This is a genomic window from Streptomyces sp. NPDC031121 (assembly GCF_055570615.1).
The window spans coordinates 151335-170893 of record NZ_JBVIGV010000004.1; the positions used below are offsets into that span (position 1 = coordinate 151335).

Here is a 19559-nt window from a genome sequence, read left to right on the forward strand (position 1 = left end):
ACTGCGAAAGGTCGACCATGGCTTCCACTCTGGCGGACGCGGGGGCGCGGCTGCGCGCCCCGGCCCGGCTGCCCTCGTTCCGCCTGCTGTGGCTGGGGCAGTCGCTGTCCCTGCTCGGCGACGGCTTCAGCTACATCGCGTTCTCCTGGATCACCCTCGGGCTGACCGGGTCGACGCTCGCCCTCGGCTCCGTCCTCGCCTTCCAGGCGGTGCCGCGGGCGCTGCTGACCCTGGTCGGGGGCTCCCTCAGCGACAAGTGGTCCCCGCGGACGCTGATGGTGCTCTCCGGCTGGGCGCGGGCCGTCCTGATGGCGGGCGTCGGCGTGGCCGGGCTGACGGGGACGCTGACGCTGTGGATGCTGTGCTGCGCCGCCGCCGCGTTCGGCTCGGTGGACGCGTTCTTCCAGCCGGCCCGCGCGTCGATCCTGCCGTCCGTGGTCGACGCGGAGCTGCTGGCGCCGGCGAACGCGCTGCTCGCCGTCGGCACGAAGGTCGCGGCCGTGCTGGGGCCGGCGGTCGGCGGCATGGTGGTCGCCTTCAGCGACGCCTCGGTGGCCTTCCTCGTCGACGCGGTGTGCTTCGCGCTGTGCGCGCTGTGCGTGGCGGGCGTCCGCCCCCGGCCCCGCCCGGCGCCGGAGGAGAAGGCGGTGGACGGGCCGGACGCGGCCGCGCCGGCCGCGCAGGACGCGGAGGACCGGCCTGCCGTGCCCGAGGCGGCCGGGGACGCGCTGGGGGCGCGCATCCGGGCCGGGCTGCGGTATGCGTTCGCGGATCCCCGGATCCGGACGATCCTGGTGGTGGACGCGGCGGTGACGTTCTGCCAGGCGGGCCCGTTCACGGTCGGGTTCGCCACCCTCGCGAAGGTGGACCTGGAGGGCGGCTCGGCCACCCTGGGGCTGCTGAACGCGGCGCTGGCGGGCGGGGCGATGCTCGGCACCCTGGCGGGCGGCGCGGTCGGCGGGCGGCCCCGGGTCGGCCTGCTGATCGCGGCGCTGGCCGGGTGGCTCGCGCTCGGCACCGGCCTGCTGGCGGTGGTGGACTCGGCGGCGGGCGCCGTGGCCGCGGTCCTCGCGATGGGCTTCGGGATGGGCTTCCAGGGGGTGTTCGGGCTGAGCTGGATCCAGCGCAACATCCACGGCTCGGTCCTCAGCAGGGTCATCGCCGTCGACATGGTCATCGGGTACGCGGTCGCCCCGCTGTCCCTGGTGGCGTGCGGGGCGCTGGCCGCGTCGGGCACCTCGCCGATGTTCGCGCTGACGGCGGTGGTGCTGGTGCTGACCGCGGCGGGGATCCTCGCCTCGAAGCCCGTCCGTGCGATGCGCTGACGGCGGCCCGGCTCCCGGCCCGTGCTCAGGGGCGGGCGGGGAGCCGGGCCGGGCCGGAGAGGGCGGCGGACAGCTCGCACAGGCCGGCCCGGGTGGGCCGGCCCGTCTTCGCGGCGAGGGCGGCGATGTGCTTCTCCACCGTCCGGGGCGAGATGTACAGGCGGTCCGCGATGTCCTTGTTGCCGAGGCGGTCCGCGAGGAGCTGGAGGACCTCGTACTCGCGGACGGTGACGCCCAGGGAGCGCAGCTCCTCCGGGATCCGGGCGGAGCCGGTGCGCCGCTGGTGGACGGGGGCGCCCATGCGGCGCAGCCCGGCCCGGCAGGCGCCCGCGACGGCGGTGACGCCGCCCTGGTGGAAGTGCTGTTCGGCGCGGCGCAGCCAGGCCACCGGCTCGCCCCAGCCGTCCTCGTGCGCGGCGTCGGCGACGAGCCGGAGCCCGAGGTGGAGGGCGGTGGCGTACGGCTCGGCGGTGCGGGCGGCCTCGGCGACGGCGGCGCCGGCCTCCTGCGGGCGGCCCTCGCGGCCCATCAGGACGGCGCCGGCGAGGAGGACGAACTGCCGGTTCCACCGCATGCGGCCGGGCGCGGTGGCGGCGATCTCCTCGTACGCGGGCCGGCCGGCCGTCCCGGACAGGACGTCGAGGAGCAGGCCGATGCCGTAGCGGCCGGCGAGGTAGTAGGTGGTGGGGTTGGAGTCCTCCAGCTCGGCGGCGGCCCGCAGTTCGCGTACCGCGCCGGGCCGGTCCTCCTCCATCAGGGCGCAGAAGGCGCCGGCGAGGCCGCGGGTGAGGGGCTCCTCCTGGGAGCCGGCGCCGTCCCACTCGGCGAAGGCGGCGAGGGCCTGCTCCATGGCGGGGCGGTCGCCGCGGTGGGCGGCGAGCGCGGCCCGGGCCATCAGCACGTACCGGGCGGCGGGCGCGAGGCGCAGGCGCCGTACGACGGCCAGGCACTCCTCGGCGGCCTGCGCGGCCTCGGCGAAGCGGGCGCGCAGGACCGCGTCGAGGATCATGATGCCGTCGACGGTGTGGACGATGGTGGCGGAGCCGAGGCGCTGGGCCTCGGCGCGGGCGGCGAGGAGGGGGCCGGTGTCGCCGCCGGTGAGCCAGTTGTTGCCGCCGATGCGGGTGAGGGCGTACATGCGCTGGAGGGGCAGCCGGTGCCGCTCGGCGGTGTGCAGGGCCGATTCGAGGAGGGCGGTGGCCTCGTCGAAGTCGCGTTCGCGGGCGAGAGTGGCGAGGAGTTCCAAGGCCTGGCAGGCGACGGTGGCGAGGCTGTGGCGCTCGGCGGCGCGGAGGGCGGAGTCGGCGAGCTTCTCGGCGAGCTGGGTGCGGTCGGGGCCGGGGGTGTCGAGCGCGAGGTAGGCGGCGGCGACGTCCACGGAGGCCGCGGTGCGCTCGTCGGGTTGGCGGGCCAGGAGCGATCTGGCCCGCGCTATCTGTCTGTTGCCGTCCTCCCAGCGGCCCGCAGTGTGGGCGACCTTGGCGAGGCGGGTGTGGAGGGCGGCGAGGCGCGGGGCGTCGAGGCCGCTGCCGCCGAGGGTGTGCAGGTGCTCCGCGAAGCCGAAGGCCTGGTCGAAGTCGCCGGCTTCGGCGAGGGCGGGCAGCAGGGCTTCCAGGGCGTCGGTGCGGGCGGCGGCGTCCCGGGTGCCGGCGAGAAGGCGTTCGGCGCGGCCGAGGAGGGTGACGGCGGAGCCGATGGCGCCGGCCGCGAGGGCGCGCCGGCCGGCGTCGGTGAACAACCGCCCGGCCTCGGCGTCGTCGCCGGACTGCGAGCGGAGCTGTGCGACGAGGGGGCACCAGTCGCCGTCGAGGTCGGGGTGGAGGGCCTGGACGGCGTCGGCGGCCAGGCCTGACATGGCCGCCCGGTTGGCGGGCGTCAGCTGGGTGAGGAGTGCCTCGGCGGTGAGCGAGTGGCGGAAGGCGTACCAGTCGGGGGCGGGCTCGTCGGGGACGACGAGCTGGGCGGCGACACCCGCGTGGAGGTGGCTGAGCAGGTCGCGGTCGCCGGTGCCGGTCATCCGCTGGAGCACGGACAGCGGGAAGCGCCGCCCGATGACGGCGGCAGCGGACAGCAGGGTCAGGCCCTGCGGGCCGAGGCGGTCGATGCGGCGCAGGATGCCGCGGGCGAGGGCGGTCGAGACGTCGCTGCGCAGGTCGCCGACGACCCGCCAGCCGTCGTCGCCGGGGACGAGGGCGCCCGAGCCGACCATGCCCTGGAGGAGCTCCTCGACGAGGAACGGGCTGCCGGCGCTGTCGTCCCACAGCCGGTCCAGCGCGGCCTCGGGGACGAGGGCGGGGTCGGTTTCGAGCTGCGAGGCGATGACGGCGCGGACCTCGGGGCGGGTGAGCGGGGCGAGTTCGAGCACGGTGCCGGTGCCGCGGCGGCGTGCGGCCTCCGCCATGTCGAGGGCGTCGCAGGGCTCCGTGCGGATCGTCGCGAGGAGGACGACGTTGGTGTACTCCAGGTTGTCGACGAGGTACTCGACGACGGCGAGGGTCTCGGGGTCGGCGTCGTGCAGGTCCTCCAGGAGCAGGAGCTGCCCGTGCTCGCGGCCGGTGGCGAGGAGCAGCCGCAGCACCGCCTCCCCGAGGACGACCATCGAACCGGTCGTGCCGGCGGCCGCGTCGGCCCAGTCCGGGATGATCCGGCCGAGCGCGGGCCGGTACGGGCCGAGCGGCAGGTCGTCCAGCGGGAGCCCGCCCCGGAAGAGCGACATGAGTGCTTCGGTGAGTGGCCGGAAAGGGACGGTGGGGCCGGTGGTGCTGCTCCGGCCCCGGAGCGTGCGCATGCCCGATCCGAAGGCGGTGCCGACGGCTTCGGCGGCGAGCCGGGACTTGCCGATCCCGGCCTCGCCGACGAGGAAGACGACGCCGCCGCGCCCTTCGCCCGCGTCGGCCAACGCCTGCTTGATCTCCCGCAGCTGCGGGTCACGACCGACGAGGTGACGCGAACGGGAGCGCATGAACCGCAATCTAGTTGATGGCAACGGCGCGATGTGCGGCGAATGCTGGCCGTTTCACGAGCGGAACGGGCGCCTGCCCGACCGCATCCGGTCACCAGGTGGCGTTGGGACCGGACACGCTCGTGTCCATCGCGCTGAGCGTGATCACGATGCCGCTCGTGAGCACCGCGCCGGCCAGGGCCCGGGCCCGGGCGCACGCCCTGTTCCGCCCCGACAGGGTGATGCCGCCGGCCGGGTCCTCGGCGTGCGCCCCGGCGGCGGGAGCGACGGCGGCCGCCTCGGCGGCGGAGGCGGACTCGGCGTGGGCCTGGGGCTTCTGCATGGTGGTGGGTACCTTTCCCGTTGCCTGGGGGTGGGGGTGGTGCCGGCGGTGTCATCGGTGCGACTGGTGCGGGCGGTACAGGTGGTGTGGTGGTGCGCGGTGGTGCGGGTGGGTCAGCAGGCCGGGCGGCCGGCCCCCCGGCCCGGTGTGGCCGGCCCGGCGGGCTCCAGCAGCAGGACGGAGGGGACGGCCTGCGGGAATCCCAGCCGCAGCAGGCCGTACCCGATCCCGGACAGCCCGGTGAGGAACCCGGGCGAGGGGACGTGGTCGGGGGTGCCGCAGCGCCGGCCGCGGTCCTCCAGCCGGGCCAGCGCCTCCCCGGCGCGGCGCCCGAGCGCGGTCGCCGAGTCGGCGTGCCCGCGGCGGGCCAGCAGGGCGAGCAGCTCCAGCGGGCCGAGGAGGCCCTGGCGCAGGCTCAGGTCGGGGCACTCGGAAGGGGTTCCGAGGAGGGCCGAGCACCGGTCGAGCGCCGCGTCGGGCAGCGGTACGCCAAGCGGGGCCGGGGTGTCGGCGGCGGCCAGCGCGGTGCCCGTGAGGCCCGCGTACCAGCCGGGGCCGTCGGGGCGGCGCAGCGCCTCCCCGACCGCGGGGCGCAGCAGGGCGCGGCCCGCGGTCGCGTACGGGTCGTCACCGGAGCCGGCCGCGGCGGAGTGGCGCAGCAGCGCCCAGCCGATCCCGGCGTCGCCGCGGGCGAACCCCGGGCCGGCCCCGGGCCCGTCCGGCCGCTTCCTGAGTTCCGCGAGGAGCCGGTCGGCGAGGCGGTCGGCCGTCGCGGCCGCCCGGTGCGCGCCCGGCAGGCCGGGGGTGCGCCGGACGGCGACGGCGGCGGCCAGGGCTCCGGCGAGGCCGTCGGCCAGGCCGGCGGGCAGGTCACCGCCGCCGGCCGGGGCTGCGCGTTCCAGGGCGTCGAGGGCGTCGGGGAGGCAGTCCGCGAGCCCGTCGCCCAGCAGCGGGGCCAGGCGGGCCAGGGCGTAGGCGATGCCGCCGATGCCGTCCAGGGCGCCGGGCCCGACCGCGGCGGCCAGGTCGGCGTCGCGGGCCAGGACGGAGACCAGCGCGGGCAGCGGCCGCACCGCCTGCCGGGCCAGCTCGGTGTACCGCCCGGCCCCGGTCAGGGCGCCGAGCTGGGCCAGGAAGAGGGCGACGCCGGGGTACCCCTGGGCGAGGCCGCCGCCCATCGGCAGGACGGCCCAGTGGTCCCCGGAGACCTGTTCCAGGCCGAGCCAGTTGGCGCGGCCGGCGCCGTGCACCGCGCGGCCGGCCAGTTCGTCGGCGAGGCCGCAGGCGGCGGCCAGCAGCCGCGACCGGTCCGGCGGCGCGGCCGGGGCGGGCGGCCCGGCGGGCCCGGCGGCCGGCGGGCGGGCGGGGGCGCCGGCCGGGCGGGCCGCGGTGACGGCGAGCGTCGCCGAGATGATCCACTCCTGGTCGTGGCGGTCCACCTCGCCCATCGCCGCGATCTTCTCCCGTACGGTGCGCAGGCCCGGCGCGGGCAGCACCCCGTCGATCCGGGTCCCGCGGGAGGTCTCCAGCCAGGTGTGCGCGGGGTGGTGGAAGAAGAGGGGGACGTCCCCGCACCACAGGTCGGCGGTCTCGTCCTCGACGAGCCTGCGGCGAACCGGGTCGTGTGCGGACTCCGTCCGCAGGACGGCGAACACGGCGTCGCGGTCCAGGGCGTCGCCCAGCACGTCCGGGTGGGTGGACTCGTCCAGCAGGGTGGTGTAGAGCCGGGTCGAGCGGGCGATGAGCCGCCCCGGGCCGGACGCCCACCGGTCGAGCAGCCCGCCGAGGAGTTCGGCCCGGTGCCCGGTGACGGCGTCGTACCCCGCGCGGAAGCCCTCCATCAGCGCCGCCCGGTGCACGGCGTGTCCGGCGCTGCGGCTCTGCGGCGCGGGCCGGTTCAGTCCGGCGGCGGTGGCGACGGGGCCGCGCGCCAGCCGCATCCGGTCCGTCCCGGCGGCCTCCCAGTGCAGGCCGTCGCTGGGGTAGGCGCCGCCGTCCCCGCCGCCGAGGGCGGAGATGTCCATGGCGCCGTGGTCGCCGATGAGCAGGCTGGGCAGCAGGCAGGTGCGGTTCACCGAGGCGGCCAGGGCGTCGGCGGCCGGGTCGCTGCCGCAGGTGACGGCCTCGGGCAGGCCGGAGTGCAGCAGCGTCTCGGCGTCGACCAGGACCGGCTGGTCGCCGCAGGCGACGACGTTCTCGTAGTGCATGTCCGCGCCGTCGACCGCGTACAGGAGCGCGAGGAGGGCGCCCTGGCGGCGGTAGAAGCGGTCGAACTCGGTGGGGGTGGTGCACCAGCGGTGCCCGATGAACTCCAGCCAGCCGTAGCCGGCGCCGTGCACCGTGCGGGGCGTGCGCAGGCCGAGTCCGGGCACCTTGCCGTTGGCCCATTCCACGGCCCGGTCCAGCAGCAGGTGCTGGGCGAGGGGGCGCGGCTTGTAGACGACGGATGCGCCGCCCGCGAAGTGCAGCAGGGCGACGGAGCGGCCCTGCTGGTGGGCGTCGCCCCGCCCGAGGTCGACGCGGGCCAGGGCGCCCGGGTCGGCTCCGCCGAGCAGTCCGGCGACGATCAGCGGCCGGTCGGCGGCGAAGCGGTCCAGCAGCTCGGCGGCGGCCGCGGCGGCGTGCGCGCAGGTCTGGCCGAGTATCCGGGCCAGGACCGGGTGGCGGGCGAGGAGTTCCGCGAGCCCCTGCCGGGTGCCCAGCCGGGCGGTGAAGGACGCGAACCGGTCCTGGGGCGTCGCCCCGGCCAGCAGGCCGGCGGTGCGGGCCCGGTGGAGTTCGCGGACGAGGGTGCGGGCCGCCTGCCGGACCAGCCGGTCCCCCAGCGACTCCTCGAACGCGGCCCGGAACACGGCCAGTTCACCGGGGCCGGGCACGGCCCCGGTGCGGGCCGCGGCCTCCGCCCAGGCGGGGCCGACGAAGGGTGCAAGCACCGGCAGGAACACCGCGGCCCCGCCGGCTTCCCGGTCCGCCCGGGGGGCGCGGCCCGGGGTGCCGTCCGCGTCCGCGGGCAGGGAGGCCACCACCTGCTCGGCGTACCGCGCCCAGGCCGGGGCGTCCCCGGCGCGGGCGGCCAGCCGGGCGGGCTCCTCCGCCGCGAGGGCGTACGCCGCCTCCTCCGCCACCCCGAGGGACGCCAGCCGGGATGCGAAGCCCGCCGCGTCCCCGAGGGACCAGGAGGCGGGCCGGGTGCTCGGGGCGCCGGCCGGTGCGGGTGCGGGGGCTCCGGGGGCGGCGAGCCGCTCCCGGAGGTTCAGGGCCCGGGCCCACCAGGCGGGGTCGAGGCCCCCGGCCCGGTCTGCTGCGGCGGCGGTGGTGGCGGTGTCGGTCACGGGAAGAAACCTCGCAGAGGCGGGGCGCGCGCACATGGGGGCCGTGCCCCCATATTCCGGGGAGCCGTCCGCCCGCCCTGCGCATGCACCGCCCGTACGGGGCGCCGCGGCGGGCCCGGCCCGGGGGGGGCAGAGGCGGCGTACCGACTCCGTGCACCCGTGCACCCGTCCGACCGGGGCCGGTCCGACCTGCGGCGCTGCGGCCTTCACAGGATCCGCACCTTCCGCCGCCGTCCTCCACGAATGTGGGGGCCCCGGCCCGATGCCGTTCCCGGCGGGCCGGCCGCAGCCTGGGTGCAGTGCCCCTTTCCGCCGCCCGGCACCCCGGGCGGCGGGTGATCAACGGAGGAACAGGTGGGAGAACCCGTCCCTGTCGACGTCGTCGCGTTCGACCCCGTGCTGGAAGCCGGAACGAAGAGCACCCTGTTCGCCTGCCCCGAGCTCGCCCCGGCGGCGCGGGGCCGCGAGCCGCGGGTCGTGGTCATGACCGTGGACCGGGTCGGCCGACCGGAGCTGGACGTGCTGCGCACCGTCCGCGACGCCCCGTCCCGCCCCGATGTCGTCCTCGTGGCGGGCGAACTGGACCCCGAGGGCGCCCTGCACGCGATAGCGGCCGGGGCCCGCGGGTTGCTGCGCCGACGCGAGGCGGACGCCTCCGCGCTGGCCCGGGCCGTCCTGGCGGCCTCCCGGGGGGACTGCACGCTGCCGCCCGACCTCCTGGACCGGCTGCTGGAACGCCCCGGCGGGCACGGCGCCGCCACCGCCGCGGCCGGCCCGGCCGCGGACCGCTGGGCGGCACCCGGCCTGAGCGAGCGGGAACGCAGCGTGCTGCGCCTGGTCGCCGACGGCCACGAGACGAACGAGATCGCCAAGCAGCTGTGCTACTCCCCGCGGACGGTGACGACCGTCGTCCACGACATCACCCAGCGCTTCCGCCTCCGCAACCGCGCCCACGCGGTCGCCTACGCCCTCCGGGTGGGCCTCCTGTGAGCCCCGTCGCGGAACTCTCCCGCCCGCTGCCCGCGCCGACCGGGTCCGCCGGGGCCCCGGCGGACCGGGGGGACCTGCTGCGCCTCGCCGGTGACGGCCGCATGCCGTACCCGGCCCTGGTCCGCCTGCTCGGGGCGGCCGCCGCGCCGTCCGCGGAGTCCGCCGCCGCACCGGCGGCCCGCCCGGCGGGGGCGGACGTCCCGCGGCTGACGGCCCGGCAGACCGCGGTCCTCACGCTGATGGCGGAGGGCCACGGCAACGCGGTCATCGCCCGTACCCTGTCCTGCTCGGAGCACACGGTGAAGAACGTGGTGTACGAGCTGATGGCCCGCCTCCAGGCACGCAACCGCGCCCACGCGGTGGCCCGCGCGGTCCGCCACAGCCTGATCTGACCGACGCTCAGCCCCGCTCGACGGGGTGGGATGCGCTCCGTTTCGACGACGCGGCCGAGGTGCGACCCGCCACGGGCGCCGAGCACCTCGGCGTGGACCCCGCCACGCTCGGCGAGCGGGTTCCGAGGTTCAGGCGACGGTGTATTCGGTGTCCCCGAAGTCCGCGACAACCCTCAGCCGACCGCCGAGCGCCTCCACGTAGGACCGAAGAGTGGCGACCTCGGTCCGGTCGGCGTCACCGTGCTCGATGGCCGACACCCGCGGCGCCGACACCCCCATGGTTTTGGCGACGTCTTTCTGGCTCAGAGATTGTTCCTGCCTGATCTCTGCGAGCCGGCAGGCCCGGACCTCGGCCATCAACCGGTCCATGGCCGCCTGCTTCTCTTCCTGGGACCGCACCCGCAGCCCGGCGGCCTCCCGGCGCTCGCGGGCCTTGCGCTTGGTCTCCTCCCAGCTCACTGTGCTCATTCGTACTCCCTGGAGTCGAGTTCGGCGAGATGCTCTTTGTAGCGCTTCTCTGCAAGTGGAATGTTCGCGTCGTACCAGCGCTGCCAGTTGCCCGCCTTGTCGCCGACAACCAGCAGAACCGCCCTGCGCACCGGGTCGAACGCAAACAGAATCCGGATCTCGCTCGTCCCGGACGAACCAGGCCGCAGCTCCTTCATGTGGTGCTGCTCTGCGTCCTTGATCCGGTCCACGAGCGGACGGCCCAAAGTGGGGCCGTGCATCGACAAGGCGTCGATGGCATCCTCTACCTGCTCGGCACTTTCCCAGTCCGTTTCGACCAGCTCGTCGAACCACGTCGCCACTTCCGCGACGAGGATCACTTTCCATTGACCTATGGGCGCGAAGTTAACGCAAGCGTTAACTTTTCGGGCTCAGATGCCCGCTACATCACTCGTGTGGGGATGCCGGCCCAGCGGCGTGGGTCTCAGTCCCCGGCCGGGACCAGGCGCAGGGAGATCGAGTTGATGCAGTAGCGCTGGTCGGTGGGGGTGGGGTAGCCCTCGCCCTCGAAGACGTGCCCGAGGTGCGAGCCGCAGCGGGCGCAGAGGACCTCGGTGCGGACCATGCCGTGCGAGGTGTCCGCGCGCAGCTCGACGGCGTCGGAGTCCTTCGGGTCGTAGAAGGACGGCCAGCCGCAGTGGGAGGGGAACTTCTCGGTGGAGCGGAAGAGCTCGGCGCCGCAGCCGCGGCAGGTGTAGACACCGGCCGTGGTGGTGTCGGTGTACTCGCCGCGGAACGCCGGCTCGGTGCCGGCCAGGCGCAGCACCTGGTACTCGGACGGCGTCAGCTCCGCCTGCCACTGCTCGTCCGTCTTCTCGACCTCGTACGCCATGACTCTTCCGCTCCCTCGTCCGGCCCGTGGGCCCTGTCTGCCCGGCTCAGCCCGCCAGGCGGGCGAGGATCGCCGGTCCCAGGTCCGTGACGTCTCCCGCGCCCATGGTGAGAACGAGATCGCCGGGCTTGGCCATTCCCGCGATCACGTCGGCGACGGCGTCCTTGTCGTGTTCGGCGGTGGTGTCGGCGCCGGCGGCGCGGGCGGCCGCGATGATGATCTCGCTGGTGACGCCGGGGATCGGGTCCTCGCGGGCCGGGTAGATGTCGAGGACCACCGAGGAGTCGGCGAGGGCGAGGGCCTGGCCCATCTCCTTGCCGAGTTCCTGGGTGCGGGAGAAGAGGTGCGGCTGGAAGACGACGAGGATCCGGGAGTCGCCGGCGGCGCCGCGGATGGCCTCCAGGTCGGCGGCCATCTCGGTGGGGTGGTGGGCGTAGGAGTCGATGACCTGCACGCCGGCGGCCTCGCCCTTGAGCTGGAGGCGGCGCTTGACGCCCGTGTACTTGCCGAGGGCGGCGGCGAGGTCGTCGGCGGGGATGCCGAGGGCGGCGCCGGCGGCGAGGGCGGCGACGGCGTTGTGCGCGTAGTGCCGTCCGGGGACGGAGACGGTGAAGGTGAGGGTGCGGCCGTCGAGGCGGACGGTGACCTCACTGGCGAGGCCGCGCGGGGTGATGTCCTCGATGCGGACGTCGGCGTCCTGCTCCTCGCCGTAGGTGACGACGGTGAGGCCGTCGCGGCCGCGGACGCGGGCGGCGATCTCGGCGGCGCCGGCCTGCCCGTGCGCGACGACGAGGGTGCCGCCGGGCACGATCCGGCCGACGAACGTCTCGAAGGACTCGTAGATCTCGTCCATGGAGGCGTAGTTCGCGTGGTGGTCGAGTTCCGCGTTGAGAATGATCGCGACCTGCGGGGCGTACTTGTGGAAGCTGCGGTCGCTCTCGTCGGCCTCGGCGACGAAGATGTCGCCGGTGCCGTGGTGGGCGTTGGAGCCGGGGGCGTCCAGGTCGCCGCCGATGGCGTACGAGGGGTCGAGGCCGAGGGCCGAGAGGGAGACGGCCAGCATGGAGGTGGTGGTCGTCTTGCCGTGGGTGCCGGCGACGGCGATCGGCCGCAGGCCGTCCATGAGGGCGGCGAGGGCGTCGGAGCGGTGCACGACGGGGATGCCCAGCTCGGCGGCGCGGGCCAGCTCGGGGTTGTCGGCGCGGATGGCGCTGGAGACGACGACGCCGGTGGCGTCGTCGGCGAGGTGGGCGGCGGCGTGCCCGAGGTGGACGGTCGCGCCGTGCGCGCGCAGGGCCTGGGCGGTGTCGGAGTCGCGGGCGTCGCTGCCGGCGACGGCGGCGCCGCGCTGGGCGAGGATCTTCGCGATGCCGGACATCCCGGCGCCGCCGATGCCGATGAAGTGCGGGCGTTCCATGGCGTTCGGCAGGCCGGGCTGCGGCGTCATACGGCTTCTCCCCAAAGTGCGGGCGGATCGGGTGCGCCGGGCGGCCCGGCCCCGGAGGTGCGGGGGGACCGTCCCGGCGCGAACGTGTCGGACGCCAGCCTATTCGTTGTGGGCGAAGAGCTTGAGCACCGGAACCCCGACCTTGTGGCGGGCGCGGGAGGCCCAGTCCCGGTGGAAGAACTCCTCGACGAAGTGCGGGGCGGTCAGGACGATCACCTCGTCGGCGCCCTTCTCCTCGACGACGTCCTTCAGCTTGTCGAGGGGATGGTCCTCGACGATCTCGCCGACGGCGGTGGCGCCCTTTCTGCGCAGGGCCTCCAGGGAGTGGGCGAGGGCCTGCTCGGCGGGCCCGAGGGCGGCCGCGCCCTCGGGCTCGTCGGCCTCGTGGAGCGCCTCGGGCAGCTCGCCGAGCGCGACGTCGTCGATGGCGCGCAGCAGGCGGTCCTGGTCGCCCCTCGGCTGCATGAGCACGATGAAGGAGACCGGGTCGTCCCCGTGCAGGGTGGTGACGAAGTCCACGTCGACGGCGGTCAGCGGCTGCTCGATCATCAAAACGCTCGTGAACACGGACGCCCTCTCCTTCATGGGCGGCGGCGGCAGGCCGCGGCCCTGCGGAAACCATCCTGCCCCGCTGTCTCGCGGGGCGGCGCAGATATATGTGCCCACCGGGAGCTAAGCGGAACGAGGAATTCCGCCCGTTGTCAGATCCGACGGTAGCTCGTGAAGAGGAACCCGGCCTCCTCCAGCACGAGGGCGGGCGCGAACCGGTGCGGGACGGCCACGGAGGGCCCTCCGGCGATCCGCTGGGCGCTCCCCGCCGTCAGCATCGGCGACACCGTCAGGCACAGCTCGTCCAGCACCCCCGACGCCACGAACTGGCCCAGCAGCCGCGGCCCGCCCTCGGTGAGCTGGCGGCGCAGCCCGCGGGCGGCGAGCTCGCGGACCGCGCGGGCCGGGTCCACGGCCGTCCCGTCGCCCGCCACGACGACCTCGACGCCCGCCCGCTCGGCCTCCGCCACCCGTTCGGCCGGAGCCCCGGCACCCGTCACGACGAGTGTCGGCACCAGCGGCGAGGAGAACAGCGGCAGCGAGAAGTCCAGGTCCATCCCCGCGGTCACCACGGCGATCGCCGGAGCCGGCCCCTGCCCGGCCGCCGCCCGGCGGGCCGCGAACGCCTCACGGGCGCGGGCCGGCCGGTACCCCTCCTGGCGAACCGTTTCGGCTCCGGCGACGACCACGTCGGCCAGGGCCCGCAGCGTCCCGAAGATCCGCATGTCGGTCTCGCCGGAGATCGGCTGGGAGCGCCCGTCGTGCTGGGCCGCCCCGTCGAGCGTGGAGACCATGTTGGCCCTCAGCCAGTGCCCGTCCGGCCCGATCGGCGGATACGCGTACGCCTCCGCGAGCTCGTCCAGCGACCACTCTCGGTCACCGGCCTCGGCCGCGGGCCCGGCGGAGTCCGCGGGGCGGGATGTCTGATCGGTCACAGGGAACAGGCGTCGCATCGGTGCAGTGTGCCACGCCCCGTAGAGTTAAGAGCTGTGTCAACATCACTCTCCGCCGCCGGTTCCACCCACGGGCGCCCCCCGGCCGCCGACGCCGGCCCGCAGGCCCTCTGCGCACGGGAGCCCCGCGTCCCCGCCGAGCGGCTGGTGGCCGAGATGGTGCCGCCGCCGCGGTTCGACGCGGTGCGCTTCGACACGTACAACCCGGACCCCGCCCAGCCCAGCCAGGCCCAGGCCGTCGAGGTCCTCGGCGGCTTCGCCGCCGGCCTGGGCGGCGCGCACGCCAGCGGCTCCGGCAAGCGGCGCTGGTTCGCCCGCGCGCCGAAGGCCGCCGCACCCTCCGGCCCCCGCGGGGTCTACCTCGACGGCGGCTACGGCGTCGGCAAGACGCACCTGCTGGCCTCCCTGTGGCACGCCACCCCCGCCGAGCCCGCCCTGAAGGCCTTCGGCACCTTCGTGGAGCTGACCAACCTGGTCGGCGCGCTCGGCTTCCAGCAGACCGTGCAGACCCTCGGCGGACACCGGCTGCTCTGCATCGACGAGTTCGAACTCGACGACCCGGGCGACACCGTCCTGGTGTCCTCCCTGCTCAGCCGCCTGGTCGAGCAGGGCGTGGCCCTGGCCGCCACCTCCAACACGCTGCCCGGCAAGCTCGGCGAGGGCCGCTTCGCCGCCGCGGACTTCCTGCGCGAGATCCAGGGCCTGTCGGCGCACTTCCGGCCCCTGCGCATCGACGGCCAGGACTACCGTCACCGCGGCCTGCCGGAAGCCCCCGCCCCCTTCACCGACGAGCAGGTCGCCAAGGCCGCGTACGCGACCGACGGCGCGAGCCTCGACGACTTCCCCGGGCTGCTGGAACACCTGGCGAAGGTCCACCCCAGCCGGTACGGCGCCCTCACCGACGGCATCACCGCCGTCTGCCTCACCGACGTGGTCCCCGTGCCCGACCAGTCGACGGCGCTGCGCCTGGTGGTCCTCGCGGACCGGCTCTACGACCGCGAGATACCCGTGCTGGCATCCGGCGTCCCGTTCGACCGGCTGTTCAGCGACGACATGCTGAACGGCGGGTACCGCAAGAAGTACTTCCGCGCCATCTCCCGGCTCACCGCGCTGGCGCGCGACGCGAAACCCCTGGTGTCCCAGTAGGTTTGGGGACGCCGGGCGCCGACGAGGCACCCGGCCGTTCCCCCATCCGCGAAGGGATACAGAGAACATGGCCACCACGCGCCACGCACACACCGTCTGGGAAGGCAACCTCCTGGAGGGCAAGGGCACCGTCACCCTCGACTCCTCGGGTCTCGGCTCCTACGACGTCTCCTGGCCCGCCCGGGCCGAGGCCCCGAACGGCAAGACCAGCCCGGAGGAGCTGATCGCGGCCGCGCACTCCAGCTGCTTCTCGATGGCCCTCTCGCACGCCCTGGCCGGCAAGGGCACCCCGCCCACCCGCCTGGAGACCAAGGCCGACGTCACGTTCCAGCCCGGCGAGGGCATCACCGGCATTCACCTGAGCGTGGAGGGCGAGGTTCCCGGCCTGGACGCGGAAGGCTTCGAGGCGGCCGCACAGGACGCCAAGAAGAACTGCCCGGTGAGCCAGGCCCTGACGGGCACCACCATCACGCTGAGCGCGAAGCTGGCCTGACGGCGGCCGACCGCCGGGGCGCGGGGCGCGGTCGCCCGGGTGCGGCTCGTATGGGTGCGGCTCGTATGGGTGTACGAGCCTGATGGGTACGGGCCCCCTGACAGCCGGGAGCGAGGAGGCGGGAACACCGCCCCCGGCTCCCGGTCGGCCAGGACGGACGTCCCCCGTTCGCGGGCTGCCGGGCAGGCGGCTACAGGTGCACCCCGCCCCGGGGTCGGAAAGCCCGGGGCGGGCGGTCCACCGCACCCCGACGCCCGGGGTGCACCGACGGCGGGGGCGGGGAGGGCGGAAGTCGGCGACTCGGGGTCGGATCGTGCCGGGGGTGTCCCGGCAGCCCATTGTCCTTCCGGCGCGGGCCGCCCTGTAAAGGGCGCGCCCGTTGGGCGCGTCGCTGCGCGATGGCCCTTGCGGGCCACCCTTGACAGGACGACCCGCCCCGGAATGCCAACAAGCTGCCGGGAAGCCCCCAGGGGAACGGCCTGGAGGTACCCGGGCCTACAAGCCGGATCAGGGAGCCTCGTCTCCCGCTCCGGTGGCCCCTTTCGTCCCACCGGCATCAGCAGACCCATCGGCAGGAGCCCAACCGGCCCTGACCGCACGGAACACCGTCCAGAGCATCATCCGGAGACAGAAGCGCCCCAGATCGCTACGCGCTCCTGCTTTCTCAGCGTCCGGCGGCCGTCCGGGGCGGGGAGACGCGCCTGTTCCGGCCGCTCGTCCGCCGCCGGGCGATGACAACGGCGTGGGCGGACCGGTGGTGTTCAGTCCTGCGTGGAGATGCAGAACGGGTGGCCTGCGGGGTCCAGCAGGACCCTCCGCTCGTCGGGGTGCGGTTGGACAGGGGGTTCCACGGCGCCCAGCGCCAGCATCCGTGCGTGGGCGGCGTCCAGGTCGTCGACGCCCAGTTCCATGTGGGCCTGCTTGCCCTGGGACGGGTCAGGCCAGGTCGGACGACGGTAGTCGGCCACCCGGATGAAGCCCAGACCGGGTGCCCCCTCGCGGCCGAGCAGGACGAAGTCGTCGCTGGAGTAGATGACGGGCAAGCCCAGCGCGGTGCCGTAGAAGCGGGCCAGTTCGGCTGGGTCCGGGCAGTCGAAGTCGACGGACAGCAAGCGGATCGCGGGTCCGGCTGCGGGTTCGGTACTCATGGGGCGGACGTTATGACGAGACCAGGACAGTTCCGGTCCTGGTCATGCGGAAGACTGCGGGACGTGATCAGCACCTCTGCCCGCCTGCTGCGACTGGCATCGCTGCTCTCCACTCGACCGACGTGGACCTGCCGCGAGCTGGCCGAGCGCATGGGCGTCACCGACCGCACGGTCCGGCGGGACATAGCCCGGCTGCGGGAACTCGGCTACGGCATCGAGTCCGACCCCGGGCCCTGGGGCGGCTACCGCCTCGGCGGCGGCACCCGGCTGCCACCGCTGATCCTCGACGACGAGGAAGCGCTGGCCGTGGCCGTTGCGCTGCGAGAAGCCGCGCTCAGCGGCGTCTTGGGCAGCGACCAGGCCGCACTGTCGGCGCTGTTGAAACTCCGGCAGGTCCTCCCGCCCCGGATCGCGGACCGGCTGGGCGAAATGGATGCGATCTTCGTGCACACTCCCAGGCCCGAGGAACCCCAGATCCCGCCCGGCGTGCTGCCGGACCTGGCCGCCGCCTGCCGTCGCGGCGAGCGCACCCGTCTTTCGTACCGGGACCATGCGGGGAACGCCACTGTCCGGGACATCGACCCCTACCGCCTGGTGCACACAGGCCGCCGCTGGTACTTCGTCGCCCGGGACGTGGCCCGGGACCGGTGGCGGACTTTCCGGGCCGACCGGGTGGTCCACGTACAGCCGACCGGACATCCCGTCGAACTCGTCGACCCGCCCGACCCGGCGCTCCTCGTGTCCCGTTCCATCGCGGGGGTCGTGTACCCGCTCTATGTCACAGTCCGACTGGCGCACCCCATGGACCAGGCGCTACGGCTGATCCCACCCACCATCGGCACCCATCAGCCGGACGGCCCCGATGCCACCATCGTCGAGATCGGCGGCAACGACGCCGACCAGCTCGCCACCTACCTCCTCGGCCTGGGCACCACGCTACGGATCCTGTCACCCGACCACGTGAGAGAGGCGCTGCTGCGCCGTACCCGAGACCTGTGCGAGGACAACCGGGGGAGTCAGCCCCGGTAGCGGGCGCTGCGCCGGATACGAGGCCCCTCCACGTCCGACGGCCGACAGCCGCCGAGCAGAGGGTGCCCCTGTAGCGATCTGACGCGTCCCCCGGCCCCTGATTGCCGCCGGACGCCGAGCCGGGGGCGCCCACGCAGCGATCTCACGCGCTCATGCCTCCGGATGATGCTCTGGACGGCTTTTCCCGGCGCGAGAGCATCACCCGGCCGCCGTCGGGGCTGCTGATGCCGGTGGGGCGAGAGGGGCCACCGGAGCGGGAGACGGGGCTCCCTGATCCGGCTTGTAGGCCCCGGTACCTCCAGGCCGTTCCCCTGGGGGCGTCCCGGCAGAAAAAAATGCCTCCGGGGCGGGTCGGTCGGTCAAGGGTGGCCCGCAAGGGCCATCGCACCGCGACGCGCCCAACGGGCGCGCCCTTGAGGGACCGGCCCGCCCCGGACACCATCAACTGCCGGGGACACCCCCAGTCGCATCTCCGATGCCAGCCGGTCGGCTCCCGCCGAACCCCACCCCCGCCGTCGCCCCTCCGCCCCCGACCAAGCGGCTCCCCCACACCCCACCCCGCCCTCGGCGCCCCCGACCCCGCCCGTGCAGCTCCCCCCCCACCTCCCCCACCCCCCGCACCCCCCGCACCCCCCGCCAGAGTGACCGCCCCGGCCGGGCCGACCCCACCCCGCCGGGTCGGGCTGTGGGACGTGGTACCACGGGCGCGTCACCTCCCACCTCCCGCCGCCCGCTCCGGGGAGCCGCCCCATGTCCGTCAGCCGTCGCAGTCTGCTCGCCGCCGCGGGTGTCAGCTTCACCGGAGCGCTCGGCGCGCTGTTCGCCGCGGGGCCGCGGGCCGCCGCCGCCAGGCGGGCCGGCGGGTACGGGCCGCTGCTGCCCGATCCTCACGGTCTGCTCGACCTGCCCGCCGGCTTCGCCTACCGGGTCCTGTCCCGCGCCGGGGAGCCGCTGCGGTCCGGGGAGGGGCCCGTACCGGGCAACTGCGACGGCATGGCCGCCTTCGCCGGGACCTCCGGCGCCGTGCGCCTGGTCCGCAACCACGAGAACGGGCCCGCCGCCGCCCTGCGTGTCCCCGCCGTCGCCGGCCTCGTCTACGACCCCGCCGCGCGCGGCGGCTGCACGGTCCTCGACGTCACCGCGGACGGCCGGGTGACCGCCGAGCGGGTCGCCCTCGCCGGGACCGCCGTCAACTGCGCGGGCGGCCGCACCCCGTGGGACACCTGGCTGAGCTGCGAGGAGACCGAGGACCGCGCCGGCACCTCCGGGTACGCCGAGGACCACGGCTTCGTCTTCGAGGTCGACCCCGCCGACCCGCTGCGCTCCGGCGCCGTCCCGCTGACGCAGATGGGCCGGTTCGCGCACGAGGCCGTCGCCGTCGACCCGGCCACCGGCATCGTGTACGAGACCGAGGACGCCTTCGTCGAGCCGTTCGGCCTCTTCTACCGCTTCCTGCCGGCCCGGCCGCTCGGCGGCCCCGGCTCCCTGCGGGCCGGCGGAACCCTCCAGGCGCTGCGCGTGCGCGGGGTGCCGGACCTGTCCGCGGTGGACGAGCCCGGCACCGAACTCCCGGCCGAGTGGGTTCCCGTACCGGACCCGGCGGCGGCCGGCACCCCGATCCGGTTCCAGGACTTCGGCCCCGGCGGCATCACGCACGCGCAGAAGCTGGAGGGCTGCTACTGGGGCGGCGGCGGGGTCCACTTCGTGTCCAGCTTCGCCCGCAGCGCCGAGGGCTCGGCCGCCGACCACCACGGCCAGGTGTGGTTCCACGACCCGCGGCGCGCCGTGATCCGCCTGGAGGTGCTGTTCGGGCCGGCCGCCGGCACCGCCCTGCCCGGCGACTCCCCCGACAACATCTGCCTGGCCCCGGGTGGCGGGCTGATGGTGTGCGAGGACGGCGGCGGCGCCCAGTACGTCTTCGGGGTCACCCGCGGCGGCGAGGTCTACCCGGTGGCCCGCAACGCCGACGACATCGGCCGTCCCGGCGCGCCGGAGTGGGCCGAGTTCGCCGGGGTCACGTTCTCTCCCGACGGGCGCACCATGTACGTCAACGCCTACACCCCGGGGACGACCTTCGCCGTGACCGGCCCGTGGCGCTGACCCGGCCGGCCTCGGGGCCGCCCGCGGAGCCC

At 75.3% G+C, this 19559-nt stretch carries 17 protein-coding genes; 7 read left to right on the forward strand and 10 right to left on the reverse strand.

Going from position 1 to position 19559, the window contains the following annotated elements; genetic code table 11:
• Window positions 1-17: 17 nt before the first annotated feature.
• Complete coding sequence (locus tag ACZ462_RS08705; RefSeq protein WP_467806692.1) at window positions 18-1325, forward strand: MFS transporter; 1308 nt, start codon at window positions 18-20, stop codon at window positions 1323-1325.
• Between the two features lie 25 nt (window positions 1326-1350).
• On the opposite strand, the gene ACZ462_RS08710 is transcribed toward ACZ462_RS08705, so the two are convergent.
• The 3 genes from ACZ462_RS08710 to ACZ462_RS08720 form a co-directional block, all read right to left on the reverse strand.
• Entirely contained in the window at window positions 1351-4287 is a 2937-nt protein-coding gene (locus ACZ462_RS08710) for a helix-turn-helix transcriptional regulator (protein ID WP_467806691.1), read from the reverse strand.
• A 91-nt stretch (window positions 4288-4378) separates the two neighbouring features.
• Window positions 4379-4609, reverse strand: coding sequence for a hypothetical protein (locus ACZ462_RS08715; RefSeq protein WP_467806690.1), 231 nt, complete (start codon window positions 4607-4609; stop codon window positions 4379-4381).
• Between the two features lie 113 nt (window positions 4610-4722).
• Window positions 4723-7941: a type 2 lanthipeptide synthetase LanM family protein gene (locus ACZ462_RS08720; protein ID WP_467806689.1), complete on the reverse strand. Its 3219-nt coding sequence runs from the start codon at window positions 7939-7941 to the stop codon at window positions 4723-4725.
• Window positions 7942-8295: 354 nt separating this feature from the next.
• Between ACZ462_RS08720 and ACZ462_RS08725 the strand changes: the two genes are divergently transcribed.
• Window positions 8296-8931, forward strand: a complete 636-nt coding sequence (locus ACZ462_RS08725; protein WP_467806688.1) for a helix-turn-helix transcriptional regulator — start codon at window positions 8296-8298, stop codon at window positions 8929-8931.
• Window positions 8928-9323, forward strand: coding sequence for a helix-turn-helix transcriptional regulator (locus tag ACZ462_RS08730; RefSeq protein WP_467806687.1), 396 nt, complete (start codon window positions 8928-8930; stop codon window positions 9321-9323). The genes ACZ462_RS08725 and ACZ462_RS08730 overlap by 4 nt, the downstream gene beginning before the upstream one ends.
• Before the next feature lie 129 nt (window positions 9324-9452).
• Here ACZ462_RS08730 and ACZ462_RS08735 read toward each other — a convergent pair whose 3' ends face one another.
• From ACZ462_RS08735 to ACZ462_RS08760, 6 genes are all read right to left on the reverse strand, one after another.
• Entirely contained in the window at window positions 9453-9791 is a 339-nt protein-coding gene (locus ACZ462_RS08735; protein ID WP_189809371.1) for an XRE family transcriptional regulator, read from the reverse strand.
• Entirely contained in the window at window positions 9788-10150 is a 363-nt protein-coding gene (locus tag ACZ462_RS08740; RefSeq protein ID WP_467806686.1) for a type II toxin-antitoxin system RelE/ParE family toxin, read from the reverse strand. Before ACZ462_RS08740 ends, ACZ462_RS08735 begins: the two co-directional genes overlap by 4 nt.
• 104 nt (window positions 10151-10254) lie before the next feature.
• Complete coding sequence (gene msrB / locus ACZ462_RS08745; protein WP_467806685.1) at window positions 10255-10662, reverse strand: peptide-methionine (R)-S-oxide reductase MsrB; 408 nt, start codon at window positions 10660-10662, stop codon at window positions 10255-10257.
• Between the two features lie 46 nt (window positions 10663-10708).
• Entirely contained in the window at window positions 10709-12109 is a 1401-nt protein-coding gene (gene murC / locus ACZ462_RS08750; protein WP_467806683.1) for a UDP-N-acetylmuramate--L-alanine ligase, read from the reverse strand.
• A 99-nt stretch (window positions 12110-12208) separates the two neighbouring features.
• On the reverse strand, window positions 12209-12676 hold the full coding sequence (locus ACZ462_RS08755; protein ID WP_467806682.1) for an indole-3-glycerol phosphate synthase: 468 nt from the start codon (window positions 12674-12676) through the stop codon (window positions 12209-12211).
• 134 nt (window positions 12677-12810) lie between these two features.
• Window positions 12811-13611: a pyrimidine reductase family protein gene (locus tag ACZ462_RS08760; RefSeq protein WP_467806681.1), complete on the reverse strand. Its 801-nt coding sequence runs from the start codon at window positions 13609-13611 to the stop codon at window positions 12811-12813.
• 144 nt (window positions 13612-13755) lie between these two features.
• On the opposite strand from ACZ462_RS08760, the gene zapE reads away from it, so the two are divergent.
• Window positions 13756-14757 (forward strand): cell division protein ZapE, encoded by a 1002-nt coding sequence (gene zapE, locus ACZ462_RS08765; RefSeq protein WP_467806761.1) that lies wholly within the window; start codon window positions 13756-13758, stop codon window positions 14755-14757.
• Window positions 14758-14824: 67 nt separating this feature from the next.
• Complete coding sequence (locus ACZ462_RS08770) at window positions 14825-15250, forward strand: OsmC family protein (RefSeq protein ID WP_467806680.1); 426 nt, start codon at window positions 14825-14827, stop codon at window positions 15248-15250.
• A gap of 761 nt (window positions 15251-16011) precedes the next feature.
• Here the strand turns inward: ACZ462_RS08770 and ACZ462_RS08775 are convergent.
• Window positions 16012-16398, reverse strand: a complete 387-nt coding sequence (locus ACZ462_RS08775) for a VOC family protein (RefSeq protein WP_467806679.1) — start codon at window positions 16396-16398, stop codon at window positions 16012-16014.
• Window positions 16399-16461: 63 nt separating this feature from the next.
• On the opposite strand from ACZ462_RS08775, the gene ACZ462_RS08780 reads away from it, so the two are divergent.
• Together ACZ462_RS08780 and ACZ462_RS08785 are read left to right on the forward strand one after the other, a co-directional pair.
• A complete protein-coding gene (locus ACZ462_RS08780; RefSeq protein WP_467806677.1) occupies window positions 16462-17427 on the forward strand; it encodes a helix-turn-helix transcriptional regulator in 966 nt (321 codons plus the stop codon).
• Between the two features lie 750 nt (window positions 17428-18177).
• Window positions 18178-19527 carry an alkaline phosphatase PhoX gene (locus ACZ462_RS08785; protein WP_467806676.1) on the forward strand — a complete coding sequence of 450 codons (1350 nt, stop codon included), beginning with the start codon at window positions 18178-18180 and terminating at the stop codon, window positions 19525-19527.
• Window positions 19528-19559 lie beyond the last annotated feature (32 nt).